19 protein-coding genes, 2 tRNA genes and 1 riboswitch are annotated in these 18,230 nt (G+C 66.3%); of the genes, 10 read left to right on the top strand and 11 right to left on the bottom strand.

The window, feature by feature from the left end:
* Positions 1-14: 14 nt before the first annotated feature.
* Together nrdR and IEX97_RS09720 are read right to left on the bottom strand one after the other, a co-directional pair.
* Positions 15-572, bottom strand: a complete 558-nt coding sequence (gene nrdR / locus IEX97_RS09725; RefSeq protein WP_188882687.1) for a transcriptional regulator NrdR — start codon at positions 570-572, stop codon at positions 15-17.
* A 215-nt stretch (positions 573-787) separates the two neighbouring features.
* Positions 788-1,609, bottom strand: a complete 822-nt coding sequence (locus tag IEX97_RS09720) for an HAD-IIA family hydrolase (RefSeq protein WP_188882685.1) — start codon at positions 1,607-1,609, stop codon at positions 788-790.
* A 199-nt stretch (positions 1,610-1,808) separates the two neighbouring features.
* Between IEX97_RS09720 and IEX97_RS13600 the strand changes: the two genes are divergently transcribed.
* The 5 genes from IEX97_RS13600 to IEX97_RS09700 are packed head-to-tail and all read left to right on the top strand — an operon-like array spanning position 1,809 to position 5,285.
* The gene (locus IEX97_RS13600; RefSeq protein ID WP_229776762.1) at positions 1,809-3,071 is read left to right on the top strand and encodes a glycosyltransferase family 39 protein; all 1,263 of its coding nucleotides are present in this window, start codon (positions 1,809-1,811) and stop codon (positions 3,069-3,071) included.
* The gene (locus IEX97_RS09715; protein WP_229776760.1) at positions 3,068-3,781 is read left to right on the top strand and encodes a glycosyltransferase family 2 protein; all 714 of its coding nucleotides are present in this window, start codon (positions 3,068-3,070) and stop codon (positions 3,779-3,781) included. Before IEX97_RS13600 ends, IEX97_RS09715 begins: the two co-directional genes overlap by 4 nt.
* A gap of 28 nt (positions 3,782-3,809) precedes the next feature.
* The gene (locus IEX97_RS09710; RefSeq protein ID WP_229776758.1) at positions 3,810-4,238 is read left to right on the top strand and encodes a DUF2304 domain-containing protein; all 429 of its coding nucleotides are present in this window, start codon (positions 3,810-3,812) and stop codon (positions 4,236-4,238) included.
* Positions 4,235-4,594 (top strand): EamA family transporter, encoded by a 360-nt coding sequence (locus IEX97_RS09705; RefSeq protein WP_188882681.1) that lies wholly within the window; start codon positions 4,235-4,237, stop codon positions 4,592-4,594. Before IEX97_RS09710 ends, IEX97_RS09705 begins: the two co-directional genes overlap by 4 nt.
* A gap of 37 nt (positions 4,595-4,631) precedes the next feature.
* The gene (locus IEX97_RS09700; RefSeq protein ID WP_188882679.1) at positions 4,632-5,285 is read left to right on the top strand and encodes a hypothetical protein; all 654 of its coding nucleotides are present in this window, start codon (positions 4,632-4,634) and stop codon (positions 5,283-5,285) included.
* Here IEX97_RS09700 and dapF read toward each other — a convergent pair.
* On the bottom strand, positions 5,264-6,106 hold the full coding sequence (gene dapF / locus IEX97_RS09695) for a diaminopimelate epimerase (protein WP_188882677.1): 843 nt from the start codon (positions 6,104-6,106) through the stop codon (positions 5,264-5,266). The two genes, IEX97_RS09700 and dapF, sit on opposite strands and share 22 nt — an antisense overlap.
* Positions 6,107-6,390: 284 nt before the next feature.
* Between dapF and IEX97_RS09690 the strand changes: the two genes are divergently transcribed.
* From IEX97_RS09690 to IEX97_RS09680, 3 genes are all read left to right on the top strand, one after another.
* A tRNA-Leu gene (locus tag IEX97_RS09690) sits at positions 6,391-6,477 on the top strand.
* 59 nt (positions 6,478-6,536) lie between these two features.
* Positions 6,537-6,623, top strand: a tRNA-Leu gene (locus tag IEX97_RS09685).
* Positions 6,624-6,934: 311 nt separating this feature from the next.
* A complete protein-coding gene (locus IEX97_RS09680) occupies positions 6,935-7,723 on the top strand; it encodes a CDP-alcohol phosphatidyltransferase family protein (RefSeq protein ID WP_188882676.1) in 789 nt (262 codons plus the stop codon).
* A 414-nt stretch (positions 7,724-8,137) separates the two neighbouring features.
* On the opposite strand, the gene IEX97_RS09675 is transcribed toward IEX97_RS09680, so the two are convergent.
* Positions 8,138-8,929, bottom strand: coding sequence for a C40 family peptidase (locus IEX97_RS09675; protein WP_188882675.1), 792 nt, complete (start codon positions 8,927-8,929; stop codon positions 8,138-8,140).
* 2 nt (positions 8,930-8,931) lie between these two features.
* Positions 8,932-9,101, bottom strand: a riboswitch (cyclic di-AMP (ydaO/yuaA leader).
* A gap of 298 nt (positions 9,102-9,399) precedes the next feature.
* Between IEX97_RS09675 and IEX97_RS09670 the strand changes: the two genes are divergently transcribed.
* Positions 9,400-9,879: a flavin reductase family protein gene (locus IEX97_RS09670; protein ID WP_188882674.1), complete on the top strand. Its 480-nt coding sequence runs from the start codon at positions 9,400-9,402 to the stop codon at positions 9,877-9,879.
* A 64-nt stretch (positions 9,880-9,943) separates the two neighbouring features.
* On the opposite strand, the gene IEX97_RS09665 is transcribed toward IEX97_RS09670, so the two are convergent.
* Genes IEX97_RS09665 through IEX97_RS09650 form a run of 4 tightly spaced genes read right to left on the bottom strand, consistent with a single transcriptional unit; the run spans position 9,944 to position 13,599 of the window.
* Complete coding sequence (locus IEX97_RS09665) at positions 9,944-10,990, bottom strand: MGDG synthase family glycosyltransferase (protein WP_188882672.1); 1,047 nt, start codon at positions 10,988-10,990, stop codon at positions 9,944-9,946.
* A 52-nt stretch (positions 10,991-11,042) separates the two neighbouring features.
* A complete protein-coding gene (locus tag IEX97_RS09660; protein WP_188882670.1) occupies positions 11,043-11,648 on the bottom strand; it encodes a YkoP family protein in 606 nt (201 codons plus the stop codon).
* The gene (locus IEX97_RS09655; RefSeq protein WP_229776756.1) at positions 11,645-12,415 is read right to left on the bottom strand and encodes a polysaccharide deacetylase family protein; all 771 of its coding nucleotides are present in this window, start codon (positions 12,413-12,415) and stop codon (positions 11,645-11,647) included. Before IEX97_RS09655 ends, IEX97_RS09660 begins: the two co-directional genes overlap by 4 nt.
* 8 nt (positions 12,416-12,423) lie before the next feature.
* Positions 12,424-13,599 (bottom strand): MGDG synthase family glycosyltransferase, encoded by a 1,176-nt coding sequence (locus IEX97_RS09650; RefSeq protein WP_188882669.1) that lies wholly within the window; start codon positions 13,597-13,599, stop codon positions 12,424-12,426.
* 336 nt (positions 13,600-13,935) lie between these two features.
* Between IEX97_RS09650 and IEX97_RS09645 the strand changes: the two genes are divergently transcribed.
* Positions 13,936-14,628, top strand: a complete 693-nt coding sequence (locus IEX97_RS09645; protein ID WP_188882668.1) for a sulfocyanin-like copper-binding protein — start codon at positions 13,936-13,938, stop codon at positions 14,626-14,628.
* On the opposite strand, the gene menH is transcribed toward IEX97_RS09645, so the two are convergent.
* The 3 genes from menH to IEX97_RS09630 all read right to left on the bottom strand — a co-directional run.
* Positions 14,608-15,474, bottom strand: coding sequence for a 2-succinyl-6-hydroxy-2,4-cyclohexadiene-1-carboxylate synthase (menH, locus tag IEX97_RS09640; protein ID WP_373289433.1), 867 nt, complete (start codon positions 15,472-15,474; stop codon positions 14,608-14,610). The two genes, IEX97_RS09645 and menH, sit on opposite strands and share 21 nt — an antisense overlap.
* Complete coding sequence (gene menD / locus IEX97_RS09635) at positions 15,464-17,251, bottom strand: 2-succinyl-5-enolpyruvyl-6-hydroxy-3-cyclohexene-1-carboxylic-acid synthase (protein ID WP_188882667.1); 1,788 nt, start codon at positions 17,249-17,251, stop codon at positions 15,464-15,466. Before menD ends, menH begins: the two co-directional genes overlap by 11 nt.
* Positions 17,248-18,230 (bottom strand): isochorismate synthase (locus IEX97_RS09630; protein ID WP_188882666.1); only part of this gene is annotated, 983 nt, incomplete at its 5' end. The genes IEX97_RS09630 and menD, both read right to left, overlap by 4 nt.

Below are 18,230 nucleotides of genomic sequence, written 5' to 3'. Positions count from 1 at the left end.
ATACTTTCGCGCAATCACGCGTCGGTTTCAGGCGAAACCCCCGGCCTCCTCTGCCCATCCGGCGCCACCTGCCCTTCTGCCTTGCCGGGCGCTTCCGTCCGCCCGCGCTCCGGCGCGTCGCGCAAAAGCGCCATCACTTCCCGCGCCAGCGTTTCGACATCGCGAAACTCCCGGTACACGCTGGCGAAACGGACGTACGCCACGCCGTCCAGCTTGCGCAACGCCTCCATCACGCGCTCACCAATCGCGGACGACGGCACCTCGCGTTCATACTCGAGCCGCAGTTCGCGTTCAATCTGATTGACCAGCGATTCCAGTTGTTCAACCGGGATGGGACGCTTCTCGCACGCCTTCGCCAACCCGCGAAACAGCTTCTCGTGCGAAAACTCCTCCCGGTCCTGGTTCTTCTTAATCACCATGAGCGGGCGTTGTTCGACCCGTTCATATGTGGTGAACCTCCGTCCGCACGCCGGGCTGCTGCACTCGCGGCGGCGGCGAATCGTCGTGCCGTCCTCGCTCGTGCGCGACTCGAGGACGCGGGAGTTGTCCGCGCCGCAGTAGGGACAGCGCATCGTCTTCCCCCCTCCCGGCCACGCCGGCTCCGATGTCCGCGTGCGCGACGAAATGCGTCCGCCTGCCGCGGCGCAGGCACCCGCGCGGCCGCAAACGCCCGCGCGCGGAGACCACCTTCCGCAACGGCACTACATCTAGAGTCCACATCCGCACGCAACCCGATTATACACGCTAGATCTGTCCCAGGCAAGGCTTGCCCATCATGGTTACCCGTTCACAGGAGCAGATCGGCCACCGATGCGACGCGCGCATCCGGTGTCCACACACCCTGGTCGTCGCGCGCATCGGGCACGCCCGTCAGCACCTGAATGGCGTACACGCCCGCCTGGCGGCCGGCGGCGATGTCCGTGGCCAGGTTGTCGCCGATGATGACCGCTTCCTCCGGCCGCGCGCCGAAACGCCGCAGCGCGAACTCGACAAACCGCACCGACGGTTTGCCGATGACGACCGGTTCAATCCCGGTGGTCGTCGTGACCAACGCCCCGAGGGCGCCGTTGCCAGGGTGAAACGCGTCCTCCACCGGCAGGCGCGGGTCAGCGTTGGTCAACACGAAGCGGCCGAGGGCGGAGACATGCCGGCAGAACCGCGCCAACTCCTGGTACGTCACGCGCGTATCCAATCCCATCACGGCCGCGGCACAACGTCCGACCGCCTCCGCGCTCGCAGGGTCCCGCATCGGCACGCCCGCCAGTCCGGCTTCCGCCAGCGCGCAGGCCAACCCATCCATGCCCACGAACGCCACGCGGGCGCCGGGACCCACCTCGTCGCGGATCCACGCCGCCGCCGCTTGGGCGGACGTACAGACCTCGTCGGCGGACGCCTCAATCCCGAGCGCCACCAGTTTGTGGGCCACTTGCTGCGGCGTCTTGCTGGCATTGTTCGTGAAGAAGACCGGCTGAATGCCCTGGGCGCGGAGGCGCGCGACGAACGCCGGCGCCCCGGGAATCACCTGATCACCCCGGTAAAGCGTCCCATCCAAGTCAAGCAAAGCCAACCGCCATGGCCCGCGCCAAACCGGCGCCGTTTGCATGGTCATGCTGTTCCCCTCCTGCAGCAAGTGCGGCTTCACCCATTATACAGCCCGTGCACGCGCCAGGCCGCATCCGTTGTTGATCCCGCCTGGACAAGCAAGTAAGATCGGCATGAAGAACGGATAGACACCGTGGACAGACGACACGACGGACAGGCATCGCGGTCCGGCCGCGGCCGGTCGACTGGGCGAAGGGTGAACGCATTTGGGTCTTTTGCAAACCAGCGTGTTCCGACGGACGTTCGAACAAGCCCCCGCGGGCGGCAGCGAACGGTGGGTGGTCGTGGTGCTCGTGCTCCTCGCCGCCAGCGTTCGCTTGGGGTACGCGTACCACGGCCGCCATGTGGCACTGTACGGCGACATGATTCATTATGACGCCGCGGCCCTCCGCCTGCTCGACCGGCACGTGTTCAGCTTCTGGGGCGGTGCGCCGGATGCGTACGTAACCCCCGGTTATCCGCTGTTCCTCGCCGGTTGTTACCAGCTCGCCCGTTGGTTCCACGGCAGCACGGCGGCGATGCGGACCTGGGCCGTGATGGTGCAGGCGGTACTCTCCGCACTGACCACCGGCTGGATATACGCCATGGCGCGCGCAGCGATGCGACGACGCTTCGCGGTGCTGGCCGCCCTGCTCTGGGTGATCTATCCTCCCTCATGGTGGGCGAGTACCCAGTTGTTGACCGAACCGCTGTACACCTTCCTGCTCTATGCCTTCGCCTGGGCGTTCTTGCGGGCCGTGCAGCGTGGAACGCCCGCCGCATGGGCTGGCGCAGGGGTCGCCCTCGGACTGACCGGATTGGTCCGCCCGACCGTCTTCCCGCTGGTGGCGGCTGCCTGGGTCTATCTCGCCGTGGTCCACGGGCCGTCGCGCCGGATCCGGCAAGCCGTGGCCGGCGGGCTTTGGCACACGGCCGGGTTCGTGTTGCCGCTGTGGCCATGGTGGGTGCGCAATGCGCGGGTCTTGCACCGGCTCGTCCTCAGCGACACCGAGATCGGCAATCCGCTGCTGTACGGGACCGACCCCAACTACCAGCACGATCCCGACCTGGGGCGCGGCTTGACTTCAGACCAACAAAAGCACCTTGCCCTGCAGCGGATCAAGGACCAGTTCACCCATCACCCGTGGCAGGCGTTGCGATGGTACACTGTGGGCAAACTGCACGACCTGTTCACCAAGCCCTGGTTTCCGCCCCATCCGTCGCGCCTGTGGCTCATCAATGCCTTGAACGCGCTGCACCTGGTGTGGGTGTTTCTCGGCTGCGCCGGTCTGTGCCTCGGGTGTTGGCGCCAGCGAGCCGTTCGGTGGTTCGCGGTGCTTGCCGCGTTCTTCGTGGTGGTGCAACTGCCGTTCATCCCCGTCAATCGCTATGTGTATCCGCTCATGCCCCTCTTTTTCATGGGAACGGCGTACTTGGTGCAGACGGGACGGGATTGGATCTTGGCGCGAAAGGGGGGACGGACGCTGTGAGACCGCGCATCCTCATCATCATCCCCGCCTACAACGAAGCGGCGGTCATCGGCAAGGTGATTGCGGAGATCCGGCGTCAACCGCAGCCGGTCGACGTGTTGGTCGTCAACGACGGATCGACGGACGACACCGCGCATGTCGCCGCGCAGGCCGGCGCGCGCGTCATCACGCTGCCGGTCAACCTCGGCATCGGCGGCGCGGTCCAGACCGGCTACCGGTACGCGGCGCGGTACGGATACGATATCGCCGTCCAGCTGGACGCCGACGGGCAGCACGATCCAGCCGATTTGCCGAAACTGTTGGCGCCGCTGCTCGCGGGCGAACCGGTCGACCTTGTGGTCGGGTCCAGGTACGTCGAACAGACGCCGTACCGCTCCACCGTGATGCGCCGGTTGGGGATGATTGTGCTGGCGGCGGTCGTCCGCTTGCTGGTCGGATACCCCATCAAAGACACCACCTCCGGGTACCGGGCGGCGAACCGCAGCGTGATCGAACTGTTTGCCCGTTGGTACCCGACCGACTATCCGGAACCCGAGTCGCTGGTGTACCTGCACAAGCACGGGTTCCGCATCCGTGAAGTGTCGGTGCACATGCGCGAGCGCGGCGGCGGTCGGTCGTCCATCACCCCGTTTCGCAGCATGTACTATATGGTCAAGGTGCTGCTCAGCCTCCTGATGAACGCGGCGCGCCGCGTCCGGCGCAGTTCGTAACGGCTGCGGATGGGAAAGGAGAATGAAGGTGAGCGTCCCAATCTATCTGGTGGCCGTCCTGTTCAGCCTGTTCTTCGTCCTGTTTGTGGTCGAGTTGGTCCGGCGCGGCGCCCTGCGCGAGCAGTACTCGCTCTTGTGGCTGGGCCTCGGCCTGGCGATGCTCGTCCTCTCCGCCAGCCCGCGCCTTTTGCGTACGCTCGCCGACTGGTTCGGGGTCTACTACGCACCGTCCCTTCTGTTCCTCTTCAGCAGTTTCTGCGCGTTCGCCCTGCTTCTGCACATCACCGTCGCGTTGTCGAAGCTGGCCGATCGCGTCATCCGCCTGACGCAAGAACTCGCCATCGCGGAACACCGCATCCAGGAATTGGAGCGACGCCTGCCTGACGGCGGGACAGCGCGCGGACGAGAAGGCGCCGGCGCGCCGGAAGCACGCGGCAGAGAAGGGGACCTGCCATGATCTACGCCGTCATTCTGCTCAACGTCTGTCTGCTTGTCTTCGGCCAGGTGTGCTTCAAGTGGGGCATCGCCCAGAGCGGGGGGTTTTCCCTGTCCCATTTGGCCGCACTCCTCGCCAACGGTTGGACCATCCTCGGCTTGTCGCTCTACGTCGTCGCCACGCTGGTGTGGTTCTATGTCCTCTCGCGCGTGCCGCTCAGCCTCGCTTATCCGTTGCAGAGTGTGTCGTACGCCTTCGGCCTGTTCGTCTCCCGCTACGTCCTGCACGAGAGCGTGCCCTGGACGCGCTGGGTCGGGGTATTGGTCATCCTGCTCGGCGTCACCCTCGTCGCATACACCCCGCGCATGCCGGAGTAACCGCGACGGCAAGCGGCTGAGAAAGGGGATGGCCAGCATGCGAACGTGGTTCGCCGATTTTTGGCGAGCAGGCTTGCGTTTGTGGCGGGACAACGAACCTCTGCTGACCGCGTTGGACATGCCGCTGCCCGCCGCAAAGTCCCGTGCGTGGGGGTACTGCCTGTGGGCGGTGCTGTGTTGGAGCGCGGCCTGCGCCTGGACGTGGGTCGAGCGAACCCGGGCGTGGCCAAGCGGCGCGGGTTGGTACATCGTCTGCGTCGCGGCCGCTTGGCCCGCCGGTTACGGATGGTTTCGCCTCTACACCCTCGTGGCGCACGTGATGACGACGAACATCTTCCAGGTCCGCGGCCAGCGCCTGCGCATGCTCAACGTCCTCACGAGCGTGATGGCCCTGCAGCCTTATCTGGCGCTGGCCGCGTTTTGCATCGCGGTCCCTGCACCCTGGTCCTTCTGCCTCGGCACGGCTTTGGCCGTCGCGACCGCCGGGCGCAGCCTGTGGCTTGTGACCGACGGCTACGGCCGCGTCTTCCACTGCGGGCGCGGGCGTGCCCTCGTGCTCTTCCTCGGCGGCACCGTCCTCACCGCGTTTGTCTTCGCCGTGGGATTGTTGGCGATGGCGGTTGCGGCGGGTGTCGTCGCCTGGTTGGCGCTGGCATTCTTGCGCGGGGCTCAACCCCGCGGCCAGGCGTAATCCCCGGTCAGCACGGTCACCGCTTCCCCGGTCATCCAGATCCGCTCGCCTTGCAGCTCAATTTCCAAATCCCCTCCCAACAGGTGCACGGTGACGCGCCGGTCGAGCAGCCCCTTGCGCACACCAGCCGCCACACTGGCGCAGGCGCCGGTGCCGCAGGCGAACGTGATGCCGGAACCACGCTCCCAAACACGGAAGTCGAGCTCGGACGGACCGCGCGGCGTCACGAACTCCACGTTGATCCGCTGCGGGAAATCCGGGTGGCGTTCGATGCGCGGCCCCACCTCGGCGACGGGGAACGAGGCGGCGTCGGCCACAAACGAAACAAAGTGCGGATTGCCCACAGAGACGAGCGTCCCCCGGTAGGCGACGCCGTCGATGTCGAGCACAGCATCCCCGTCCTCATCCTGGCCGGTGTAGCCGACCGCGGAAGCACCGAAACGGGCTTGCCCCATGTCGACCGTCACCGTACGGACCAATCCGTCTGCATCCGGGTGCACGAACGCTTCGACGATGCCGGACTTCACCTCGACGGTGAAATGGGTCTTGTGCACATACCCGTGTTCGTACGCGTATTTGGCGACGCAGCGGACCCCGTTGCCACAGTTCTCCGCCTCGGAGCCGTCGGCGTTGAAGATGCGCATGCGCACATCTGCGACCCGGGACGGGCCGATGAGGATGAGGCCGTCCGACCCGATGCCTTTGCGGACATCGCTGACCGCCACCGCCAACGGGGCCAGTTCCTCTTCGCGCAGTTGCTCTTCAAATTCGCTCACATAGATGTAGCTGTTGCCCAACCCGTGCATCTTGGTCACTTTCACGCACCATCTTCCTCCTTGTCCCCGCCGTCGTCCGGATGAACCCGTGTGCTGCCGGCCCATGACGCCGACCGCGCCGCGCGGCATCGTGCACACGGGGTTGAACACGAGTAACCGGGGGTGTCTGCGTACGTGCGCCACGGGGTGTTTGACCCCCTCCCTACTCTAACAGGCACACGGGGTTGAAAACCACCCCCGTGCGTGTTATAATGACCCCGCGTCGGCGGTGAACACGCGCCGCGCTGGCACGGAACGACGGGCCAACACCCGTGAGACACGGTTTGCTTGCGGTCGTGGCGGAATTGGCAGACGCGCAAGATTCAGGTTCTTGTCCAGGCAACTGGGTGGAGGTTCAAGTCCTCTCGACCGCACCATGTTGGTTTTTCGCTGCCGCAGGGCGTGCCGTGCAGGTCCGTCGTCCGGTCTTTTTCATGCGGTCGTGGCGGAATTGGCAGACGCGCAAGATTCAGGTTCTTGTCCAGGCGACTGGGTGGAGGTTCAAGTCCTCTCGACCGCACCACGCAGACGAAACGTTTTCGGTACGGCCTCGCCGGGCTATGGCGAGGCCTTTATCCTTCTATGTCTTCTCACCGGTTTGTCCCCTCACCGGTCCCCCTGTGCCGCACGACAGATTGACCACACGGCAGCGACGAGCTATGATGTGAATACATTGTGAAATTCTCTTGTGAAATTCGTAAATCCGCGTGGGAGAAGCCATGATGGGATGAGCCATCATGAGGATGAGCCTTCATCCGCGGTTCCCCGCACCCGCGGCGGACGCCGCGAGGATGCACCGGAACCTGGCGCGGCACCGCCCTGGGAGGTTCTGCTGTGCGGTTCGAGGATACGTATTTTTTCCGTTGTGCAAACAATCCCTACATCCGCTTTCCGAAGCCGTGGGACACGTACTTCACCCTGCCTCTGTCCGTCCCGCTTTCCGAATGGCTGTGCAAAACGCGGCTGACGCCGAACACCATCTCCGTGTTGTCCCTGCTCGTCGCCTTCGTCGCGGCCGCCTTCTTCTACCGGGGTGACCACGTGTCCTTGATCCTCGGTGCCCTCTCCTTTCAACTCTCGTACATCTTGGACTGTGCGGACGGCTATGTGGCGCGCAAAAAGAACCTGGCGTCCCCTTTGGGTCACTGGATCGACCATACGTTCGACGAGATCAAAAAACCCGTCCTGCTCATCGCCCTTTTGATGGGACAGGATGCGCTCGATCACGTCGCACCTTGGGGATGGATTGCGGCGCTGCTTTACATCTTCAGCCGTGTGTTGGTCAAAACCGACAGCACCGTGAAAGGGACGGGGGAGGGAGCGTCCGTCGGACGCGATCTCCAGCGGGTCGGAACGTCGGGCATGCTGTTGACCTCGCGGCAGGCTTGGTTATTCCGCCACTTCGGCATCGTGATCCTGTTCACATCCATCGAGGCGCAGGCTTTGACCTTTGTGGTCGGTCCGGTCACCGGCCATCCGCTGACATTCATCCTCATTTCTGCGCTGCTCTCCATCGCGTGGTTCCTGTACGTCGACGGTTTCCGCTACTGGCAACGCGTGTTGCGCGCGGCCGCCCGCGCCGAACACCACGACCACCAAGATGTCGGACGGGCCAATATTTGATCTCGATGTCGACGCCCTTCGACAGCACTCGCCGCGACGGTTGTGGTACGCTCTGGATTGTTGTGATTGCGCCCCGAGGGCGGGACCATTTCTGCAGGCAGAGTGAGGTTGAACCAGATTGGTGGACTATCGAGATCGCCCAATGGACAGCCCGTGGGCGTGGTGTCCCAAGTGCAGGGCGCTCATCCCCGTCACGCCCTCGCTGCCGGTGATGCAGACCGTGTTTCACCTCGAGCCGTTCGGCATCTTCCCGTACGGATGGTGTGAACGGCACCGGCCGGCCGGCCTGTCAGCGGTTCCGGCAGCATGGGACGCCCCGTGTGGCCATGTCCCCGTCCCATCCATATAAAAAGAAAGTAAAAAAATTCCTACGGGCGGGTCGCCCGGTCAGGGCACCCGCCCGCGGTCATTCCTTCAACCCGGGACGACGCGCCGCGCGCCGATGTAATGCGCGCTCCAATACGCATCGTCCAGATTGGATGTCCGCACCCCGCCGCTCGCCGCGTGGACGAACCGGCCGTTCCCCACGTAAATTCCGACGTGCGAGGCGCCCGGGCCGTACGTATCGAAGAAGACCAGGTCCCCGGGAGCCAGCTGCGCGCGTTCGACGGCCGTCCCGGCGTGGAATTGATCGTACGACGTCCTCCCCAAAGCGATGCCGAAATGGGCGAACGCGAACTGAACCAGCCCGGAGCAGTCGAAGCCGCTCGCGGCGGATTCTCCTCCCCACGCGTACGGGGCGCCGATGAACTGTTCCGCATACATCGCCACCTGCAACCCCAGCACGGCGGCACCCGCTTCCGCATCCGTTCCGCCGCTGCGGCTACTGAGGAGCGAAGGCGTCGGCTTGGCTGTCGCCTTGGCCGCGGCACGAACCCATCCGACGATGATGGATTGTCCAATCTGCAACACGCTCTGATCCGTCAACCCGTTCCACTGTTCCAGCTGGTGCACCGAGACCCCGTACCGCCTGCTGATGGACCACAGCGTGTCCCCTTTGCGCACCGTGACGACTTGCGGCACCGCCCGTTCATCCGGTTTGGTGACCGGCCGTGCCCGACCGCCCGGCTGCGCGGCGTGAAGGGCGGTGGCGTGGGATCGCGCTGCGGACGCGCTCCCTGTGGCGGCACAAGCGGTACCTTGAAACATCACGGTGCACACCGATGACGCGAGCACCCAACGAACACAGCGAACACCTTGTTTCACCCTGCAAGCCCCTTTGCATCCTGCGAGGTTAGTTGACGGGCTCGGGCAGTGGCTTGCCGCTCCCTACCACGTGTTCCGGGGAATACGTCGTCGAAACTGGATACAACGCGGATTCGCCCCAAAGAAAAAAAGTCCCCCGCCCCCGGCGCCCAGGGTTCGGATGTGATGTGCGCGAACCAGAAACCAGCCTCATGCGTTCCTGCCTCGTGCCGGCCGGTCCGCGCGTGCGCCCAAGGACCATGTGGCGACATCGACAACTACGAGGCTCATTATAGCGGGTGGTCTTGCATCCCTTCAAGACCCTGTGCATAGAATCATGGGAATCGGACGGATGGTTTGGGGCGCACAACCCCATTTGTTACAATGGAAGGGCTGGCGAGGCCAGCAACGCGAGGGCCGACACCCGAGCGGGCGGCACAAGGTAGGCACACGGGGTGTTGGTCAGACCGCTCTGGAACGGAGGTCGAATCATGCCCGTCACAAGCGAAGCGTTTCGGCAAGCCCTCAGCCGGTTTGCCAGCGGCGTCACCGTCGTCACCACTGCCAGCGGCGGACAAAAGGCCGGGTTGACGGTGTCCGCATTCAGTTCGTTGTCCTTAGAGCCCCCGTACATCCTCGTATGTATCGATAAAAGCTCGTCTTCGTGCGCCGTCCTTCGGTCTGCGGGCGCCTTTGCGGTGAACATCCTCGCCAGCGACCAAGCGCACTTGTCCCAACATTTCGCCAGCCGCTTGGAAGACAAGTTCGCCCAGGTCGACTACCATCCGGGGCTCGCCGGCATTCCCGTCCTGCACGGCACCCTCGCCAGCTTGGAGTGCCGCCTGGTGCAAGAGTTGGACGGCGGCGACCACTTTATCTACATCGGACAAGTGGAACGGACGTTCGTGGACGAATCGAAATCACCCTTGCTCTACTACCGCGGTCAATACCGGCAACTCGCAGAAGGGTAAAGGAAGCGAAAGCGGATCTCCCTGCCGCCGGACGCAGGAATGCGTCCCGCGGCCTTCGTCCGCGTCAACCGTTCACCCGCGACACGATGTACGCCGCCACATGGTCGGCCGCCTGCGGCCGACCAGCCGCCCGGCATACCGCTTCCATGCCTTTCCGCAAACCCCGTTGCCGCAGCGCCGCGATCGCGCTTCTCAGCTCGCTCGGGTCGTTCGCCCGCAGGCCGACACCCATCCGCTCGACCCAGGCCGCGTTCTCCGCCTCTTGCCCCGGCTGCGGCCGGTACAACACCTGCGGACAACCGCTTGCCAGCGCCTCGGCCACCGAGACGCCGCCCGCCTTGCCCACCGCGAGCGCGGCGTGCTGCAGCCACGCGGCGACCTGATCCACGAAGCCCACCGCATGGACCCGCGGCCATCCGAGGTGCGCCACCCGCTCCCGCATGCCCTCGTTGCGCCCGCACAACACGTAGACCGCATGGTCAGGAAGCTCGCTCAACAGCACCTGCAACGCCTCGGTCCATCCTGGCAACACACCGCGGCCGCCGGTCATCACCACGACGTACGGTTCGGAGACCGGCGGGTCATGCCGCTCTGTAAATTGCGGCCGCAACGGAATGCCCGAGACCTCGGTGGCCGAACCCGCTTCTTGCCAACGCGCCGCCGCCGGAATCAGGTTCTCATGCGGTAAAAAGTACACGTCCACGTGGCGGTGGAACCAGTGCGGGTGAATCGCGAAATCGGTCAGCACCACGCCGACGCGCGGCCGCCAACCGGTGCCGTCCCCGGCAAGCAAACCGGAGAACCAAGGCGCGGCCAAGGCGTGATCGGGGAACACCTGCAGGATCCAGTCCGGTTTCGTCGCCAATACCGCGCGCCGAACCGCCCGTCCCGAGGAGATCGTCAACACCTGCCAAAAGAGATGGTCGGGGGGCAGACCTCTGGTCAACCGGTAACTGGCACCGTACAGCCAAGGCGTCCACCGTGTCGTCGCCTCATACACCCATTCATTGCAGCGCGCCAACCAGCGGTTCGTCGCGCGAAATCCGTCCATCACCTGGACCTTTGCCGCACGGTGGGTCAACGCCGCGGCCAGCGCCTCGGCCACGCGCATGTGGCCATCCCCGAAGTGGGCGGTCAGGAGCAGGACCCGAACCGGTCCATCGTCACGGCGACACATGATCTGGCGCCGGGACCGGCGCGCGCCTCCCTTCCGCCCCGTACATTTGCACAAGCCGCGCTTTGGAGATGGCCACCACCTTCGGCACGAACGCATCGGCGTGCGTCGCGAGCAATTCATCGGCATGCGGGTTCACGATGCGCAACAGTTGGTGCAGGTACCAGGTCGTCAGCCGGCATAACAGCCGGTTGCGGATGGGGAAGGAAGTGAAACCCATCCGTTCGACACCCCGGTGGATGAACGTCACGCCGTACAACACGCGCACATCGCGGAACTCCTCATCCATCGCCCGTTCCGCCAGAACCGGCAGCGAACGTTTCGCTTCCTGGAGCAGCTTGACGATCACGCCGAACAACGGTCCGCCCTCACGCAAGCCTTCCATCAGGATCTCGTTGTTCATGTGCAGTTCAAGCACAGGGTCGAACCGCCGCACCTCCACCCCGTCGACGACGAACGGATGCCCCAAGTAACGGCGCCTGGCGATGAAAAACATGTGCCGCTCGCCGGGCCGCAACGGATGCAAGCGCGCCATCCACGCGAACACCCGCTCCCAAGCCATCCAAAGATGTGTGAAGACCCGCTGTCCCCTCATGGCTCTCCTCCACCTTCACGTGCGCCGTCAGGCTCCCAATCGTCCAGGCGAACAAACCGGTATCCCTGTGCCCGCACCCGCGCCGCAAGCTGAGGCAGCATGCGGATGACCTGCTCCGGCGCGCCGCGGCGGGCGCCCAGGGTCTCGTCGCTGTCGTGCAAGACGATGACGGCTCCCGGGTGCAACCGACGCAACACGCGCGCGGCCAATTCGTCAGCCGGGACACCCCGCCAATCCCCCACCATGACGGACCACGTGACGACGCGCAACCTGCGCCGGCGCGCCCACACAAGCGACGCGGCGTTGCACAACCCCCATGTGGGCCGGTAAAAACGGGGGCGCAGATTGAAACGAGCCGCCAACGCGTCCGCGGCGCCCGCCGCTTGGCGGGCGCTCGCCAGCGGGCCCAAGCAAGGCACCAAGGCGTGGGTGAACCCGTGCACCTCGACCTGATGGCCGTCTTGCATCATGCGCTGGATGAGGTCCGGATGGCGCAACGCCTTGTCGGCCAACACAAAAAACGTCGCCCGGATCCCGGCGGCGCGCAACCCGTCCAGTACCCGCGGTGTATACCGCGGATCCGGCCCGTCATCGAACGTGAGCGCCACCTCCGCCGCGTCCGGCCCCCGCCACATCACACCGCGCCGCGCGACGCGGGTCACCAGGTTGGGCAGGACGCTGTACAGAAACACGCAGCAAAACAGCAAACCCGCCCCTGTCCATAACCATATCCGCCACTGCACGCGCTTGGTCCCTTTCTTCTGCACCCATCCCGTTATGAGAAACGGGGGATGATGCGATCACGGCGGCTTTGCGGCGATTCCTGCACCGGCGCCCACTGTGCCAAGCGGCGCAGATGGGCCGCAATCCGCTCTGCACCGCCGTGTACGTGTTGCGCCAATGCGTGGCGCCGCATGTCGGCCAATACGTCCGGGCGGCTCACCAGTTCCTGCAGGATCTGGGTGGCACTGCGCACATCTTCCGCCAGGCGCGCGGCACCGGCGCGGATGACAAAACGGGCGTTTTCCCGCTCCTGGCCCGGGATGGGGCGATACAACAACATGGGCAACCCCATCGCGAGCGCCTCCGTCACCGTGATGCCGCCCGCCTTGGTGATGAGGAGATCCGCCATGGCCATCCATTCGTCGACGTTCTGCGTGTAACCCAACACCCGGATGCGCTCCGATGCCAAACCGGCAAGCTTGCGCTGCAACCTGTCGTTATGGCCGCAGATGATGACGAACTGAGCCGGCAGGTCCTGCATCACCTGTTCCCACGCCGGCATATCGCCGAACAACCCGGCGCCGCCTCCCATCATGAGGATGAGCGGCTGGTCAGAGCGCAGTCCGTGCCGGCGCCGCAGTTCGTCGCGCATCGCCCGCAGCGCCTCGACCCTCGCTTCACCGAAACGGCTGCGCACCGGGATGCCGGTCACAAAAATCCGGTCTTCCGGCACACCGTATGCCAACAGCTCCTGTTTGACCGAATCGGACGCCACGAAATACGCATCCGTGTGCACCTGCACCCACTGCCGGTGCGCCGTATAGTCCGTCACGATGGCAGCACTGCGCACGCTGGTGTACTGCATCCCGCGCAGTTCCGAGAGCACCCCGGTCGGGGTGGGAAAGGTGCTCGCGACCACATCGGGGCGGAATTGGGCCAACCAGCGCTTCATGTGCGACATGCCGAGATGGTTCAGTTGGCGCTGTAAAGACGAAGTCGGATGAATCCTGGACATCGAACGATAAAACAAACCGTATAATGCCGGCGCCTTCTGAACCCCCTGGAGCAAACTGAACTTGGCGAACGAACGGACCGCAGGATGCAACCACTCGACGTAATCGACCACTTTGACCACGTCGCCTCCCTGCGCGAGGGCCTCCGCCACAGCGAACGCGGCCTGGTTGTGGCCGTCGCCGAACGAAGCCGTCAAGAGCAAGACCCTGGCCATGCCATCGCCCCTTTCTCGCACAGCCGTCCTTGGCGCTCGTTTCCGCGTCACCGCCCAAGCGCCCGGCCCATCCGCGCCCGGCGGACGAGCCGAAGCCATCGCCGCCACGGTGGTCAGACATTAGCATAAAACATTTGCGGACAATTCACCACTCTGCCCATGCCGGCCGCCCTGCGGGCTATTGTCCCCGCCGCCGATGTTAGTATACTTATAAGAGTGTACCGATTCGAAAGAACGCGCGGCACGCCCGCGGCCGCGGACAGAGGCAGACGCAACCGGGTTTGCAGCCGCGTCTTCGCGGCGAGCGGCCGTGGGCGCAGAAACGGAGGACGACGGATGAGACTCTCTCCCGTGGGCACCTTGGTCACCCTGTTGGGGGCCGTGGTGGGCATCGTCATCTGGGTGGTCGCCTACTTCGGTTTGCCGAACGACATCACCCACCGCGACTTGGCCAAGAACCCGAAACTGGCGACGTCCGTGACCAGCACGGGTTCCGAGACGACAACCGGCAGCGCCGCCGGCAACGCGACCGGCGGGGCGCCCGCAGCGGCGCAACCCGCTTGGTACCATCTCGGCAAATCACCGCACACCCTCGTCATCGCCCTGACGGCCGCCGCCACCCCGGACAAGCAGGGGTTGAACTTCAACGGCTACAGCGACGGCCAGCTCAAGATCACCGTCCCGCTCGGGTGGAAGGTGGACGTGGCGTTCAGCAATAAGGACCCGAACATTCCGCACAGCGTCGCCTTTGTGGCGTACAAAGACCGGGCGGCGATGCAGTTGCCGCAGCTCGCGTTCCCTGGCGCCGCCAGCCCCAATCCGGCCGTGGGCATCACCGCCGCCGGCGGGACGCAGCACTTCTCGTTCACCGCCGACAAGGCGGGGCGCTATGCGTTGATGTGCGCCGTCCCGGGCCACGCGATGAACGGCATGTGGGACGAGTTCGACGTCTCGGCGTCCGCCAAGGTCCCTGCCATCACGACGGGCGGGACGACGGTCGAGGTCGGCTCATCCGCCTTCCAGAAATGACGTCACCGCCGCCAGATAGGCTGCCAGCTGTTCCAGATGCACCGCATGGCCGGCGTCCGGCACCACCACGTGGCGCGCGGCCGGCAGGCGCGCCGCCATCGCCGCCGCCGTTCGGGTGAACTTCTCGTCTTTCGCACCCGTGATGAGCAACACGGGAGAAGTCCATTCTGCCAGCCGACCCCAATACGAGGGCTGTGCGCCTGTGCCTGCGCCGCGCAAACTGCAAGCCAAACCGTGCGGCCGTTGCGCCAAGCGGATGGCGCGCATGCGGACGCGCTCCGCCGCCGGCGCACCTTCCTGGGTCGCAAACAGCGGCTGGCGCTCCCACACGTCGACAAACGCCGCGATGCCCACGCTCGCGAGCCAACGCGCAAGCGCTTCGTCGTGGGCACGGCGCGCCGCGCGCGCGGCCGGATCGGCCAATCCGGGAGAGGCACTTTCCAGCACCAGGCTGCGGACGCGTTCCGGTGCGGCCATCGCCAGTCCAAGCGCCATCCGCCCGCCCATCGAATAGCCGAGGCAGTCGAACCGCTCGTGGCCCAGTGCGGACATCAGCGCCACGAAATCGGCGACGGCCTCTTCCATCCGGTAGCGATCCGGTTGGTCGGGGGCGGAGGACGCGCCGTGGCCGAGTTGGTCAACCGCGATGCACGTGCGCAGACGCCCGAGCGAACCGGCCACATGGCGCCACATGTCTCCGCTCAGGGTGAACCCGTGCAACAACAAAAGCGGCAGACCGTGCCCGCACATGCGCACGAACAGGCGAACCCCGCGCACGGTGAGCCAGCCGGCCGAGACCCAGGGCGAAGCAGGGGGCACGTCCGCAGGCGTCCAATCAAGCGTCACCGCCGCCCTCCCCCTCCTCCCCGTCCGCAAGCGCTGCGGCGACCGCACGCACCACGTCCGCTTGCCAGGCGACGTCTTGCTCCGCGTCGGTCGGAATCTCGATGACGGACAAGCCGCCGGCCGCCAGATCATGTTCCATTTGGCGGCGCAGCGCCGCCCAGTCTTCCACGCGCGCGTAACGGCCGCCATAAGCCGCGACGGCGTGCGCAAACGACACGTCGTGTTCGGTGCGGAAAAAGGAGAACGTGTCCGGATGCGCCCGCTGCGGCAAAAACGAGAAGATGCCGCCGCCACGGTTGTTCACCAGCACGACGACGAGCGACAAGCCATGACGGACCACCGCGTGCAACGCGCCGAGATCGTGATAGAACGAGACATCGCCGATGACCAACACCACCGGTCCCACCCCGGCCGCGGCCACCCCGGCGGCACTCGACACCACCCCGTCGATCCCGCTCACACCCCGGTTCGCCAAGACGCGCAGCCCGACCGCCCGCGGGGCAAAGTACGCGTCGAGGTGGCGGACCGGCATGCTGTTGCCGACGAACAACACCGCGCCGTCCGGCAGCCAGTCGGCCAATTCGGCGTACAAACGGCCTTCGAACGCGATGCGCGACCCGCTTGTGGCCAGTGCGGCGCGGACGGCTGCCCGCGCGGCCTCGTCCACCCTCCGCCAGCGCCGCCACCACGCGGATGCGGCCGGCGGCAGTGCCGCCGCCACCTCCGCGATGGTGGACACCGGATGGGCCGTCACCACGTCGGTCGCCACAAACCACGGGTCCCGCCAAGGCAACACCGGGTCGATCACGACCTGACGCGCGGGCCAGGCTGCCAAGCTTTCCGCGAGCACTTTGGACACCGGGGCCGCCCCCACGCGCAGCACCAGGTCGGGTGCCAGCCGCTCCCGCCAGCGCGCAGCGCGCAGCCAGACGTCGTAGTGACAGATGACGTGCTCATCGCGGCCGGCGAACGAGCGCACCTGGGAGAGCGGATCGGCCAAAACCGGGGCACCCGCGGCCGCAGCCAACCGCAGCAAAGCCGGCGGCAGCAGCGGGTCATCCTGCGGGCCGCAGACGATGAGCGGCCGGCGGGACGCTGCGACCAACCGGGCGACATGTGCGACCGCCGCTTCCGGCGGCACCGGCTGCGGCCCCCACCATGCGGCCAACCCGCCGCGCCCGTCCGCAGCCTCTGGCACGCCGTTGCGGGCACCATCCCCCGCCGCCGCATGGTGCGGAGGCAGCAGCGGTTCGCGGAACGGCCAGTTGATATGGACCGGCCCCGGCGGATACGACTGCGCCGCCGCCACCGCCCGCCACGCGGTCGCCCTGGCGTGGCGGCGCAACATCTCCCCCCCGTCCGGCACCGGCATGTCGAAGTCGAGTTTCACATAGCGCCCGTACAGCTTGCGCTGGTCAGCGGTCTGGTTGCTCCCCGTGGCGTACAGCTCCGGCGGCCGGTCGGCCGTGAGGACCACGAGCGGGACGCCGTCTGCCCACGCTTCCATGAGCGCAGGCAGATAGTTCCCGGCCGCCGTGCCCGACGTGCAGAGCAGCGCCACCGGCCGACCACTCGCCCGCGCCAGGCCGAGCGCGAAAAACCCGGCCGATCGCTCGTCGAGCAGCGTCCAGATCCGGTAGCCGCCGTGGCGGGCAAACGAGACGACGAGCGGCGTCGAGCGTGAACCCGGGGAGATGCACACGTCCCGGACCCCGGATTGGTACAGCGCGGCGACAAAATCGACGACCGCGGCAAGGTGCGGATTCTCCGCAGTCATGCCCCATCGCCTCCCCGGTCTGCCCATGTCAGCGCCGCGAGGACAGGCGCCATCTTCCATTCCGTTTCCTCATACTCCAGGTCCGGATTGGACGTGGCGACAATCCCGGCGCCTGCGTACACGTACGCCCACCCGCCGCGCCACAACGCACTGCGCAGGGCGACGGCGAAGCGTCCGTCCCCCTGGCGGCCAAACCAGCCGACGGGACCCGCGTACCAACCCCGCGGCCACGCCTCGCGCGCAGCGATGAACTGAAGCGCGGCTTCCTGCGGCACCCCCGCGACCGCCGGCGTGGGATGCAGCCGATCCACCAGTTCGAGGACGTGCCGCCGACGCGACAGTTCGACCGCGAGCGGCGTGTAGAGATGCTGGACGTGGAGGAGACGCCGCAACGCGGGCGATGCAGGCGCGGACAGCCGGACCGACCACGGACGCAGGCGTTCCTGCACCCATCGCACGAGAATCGCGTGTTCCTCCCGCTGCTTCGGGCTCGCCAAGAGCTCGCTCGCCCAGCGGGCGTCCGTTTCCTCATCCGGGCCGCGCGGCGCGGTCCCAGCCAGACAATCCACGACCACCCGCGATCCCGCTGCGTCCACCAGCCGCTCCGGTGCCGCCCCGAGAAACACCCCTTGGCGGCCCAAACTGCACGCGAACACATCGTGGCCCGGCTGAGCGGACAAAAGGTACGCCATGGCCGGCCATACGTTCGCCTCGGGACAAGGGCGCGCCGCCGCGCGGGCGAGCACCAGCTTCTCATACCGCCCCTGCCGGATGGCTTCCGTCGCGGCGGAGACCATGTCGGCCCAGGCCGCGCGCGCCGCCGCGTCGGGTGACGCCGAGGCCGTTTCCCCCGCCGCCATCCGCCAAAGCCTGTCCACCGCTGCCGCGGCGAACGGCACATCCACATCCGCCCGCCGCACAGGCGCGGGCCGGCCGCCATCGGACGCGCGCGCGTGCGCCGCGCGCCACCATCGGACGG

Origin of the sequence: Paenalicyclobacillus cellulosilyticus, from assembly GCF_014647315.1 — a bacterium.
GTDB lineage: Bacteria > Bacillota > Bacilli > Alicyclobacillales > Alicyclobacillaceae > Alicyclobacillus_J > Alicyclobacillus_J cellulosilyticus.
This window is presented reverse-complemented; position numbering and strand designations above follow the sequence as displayed.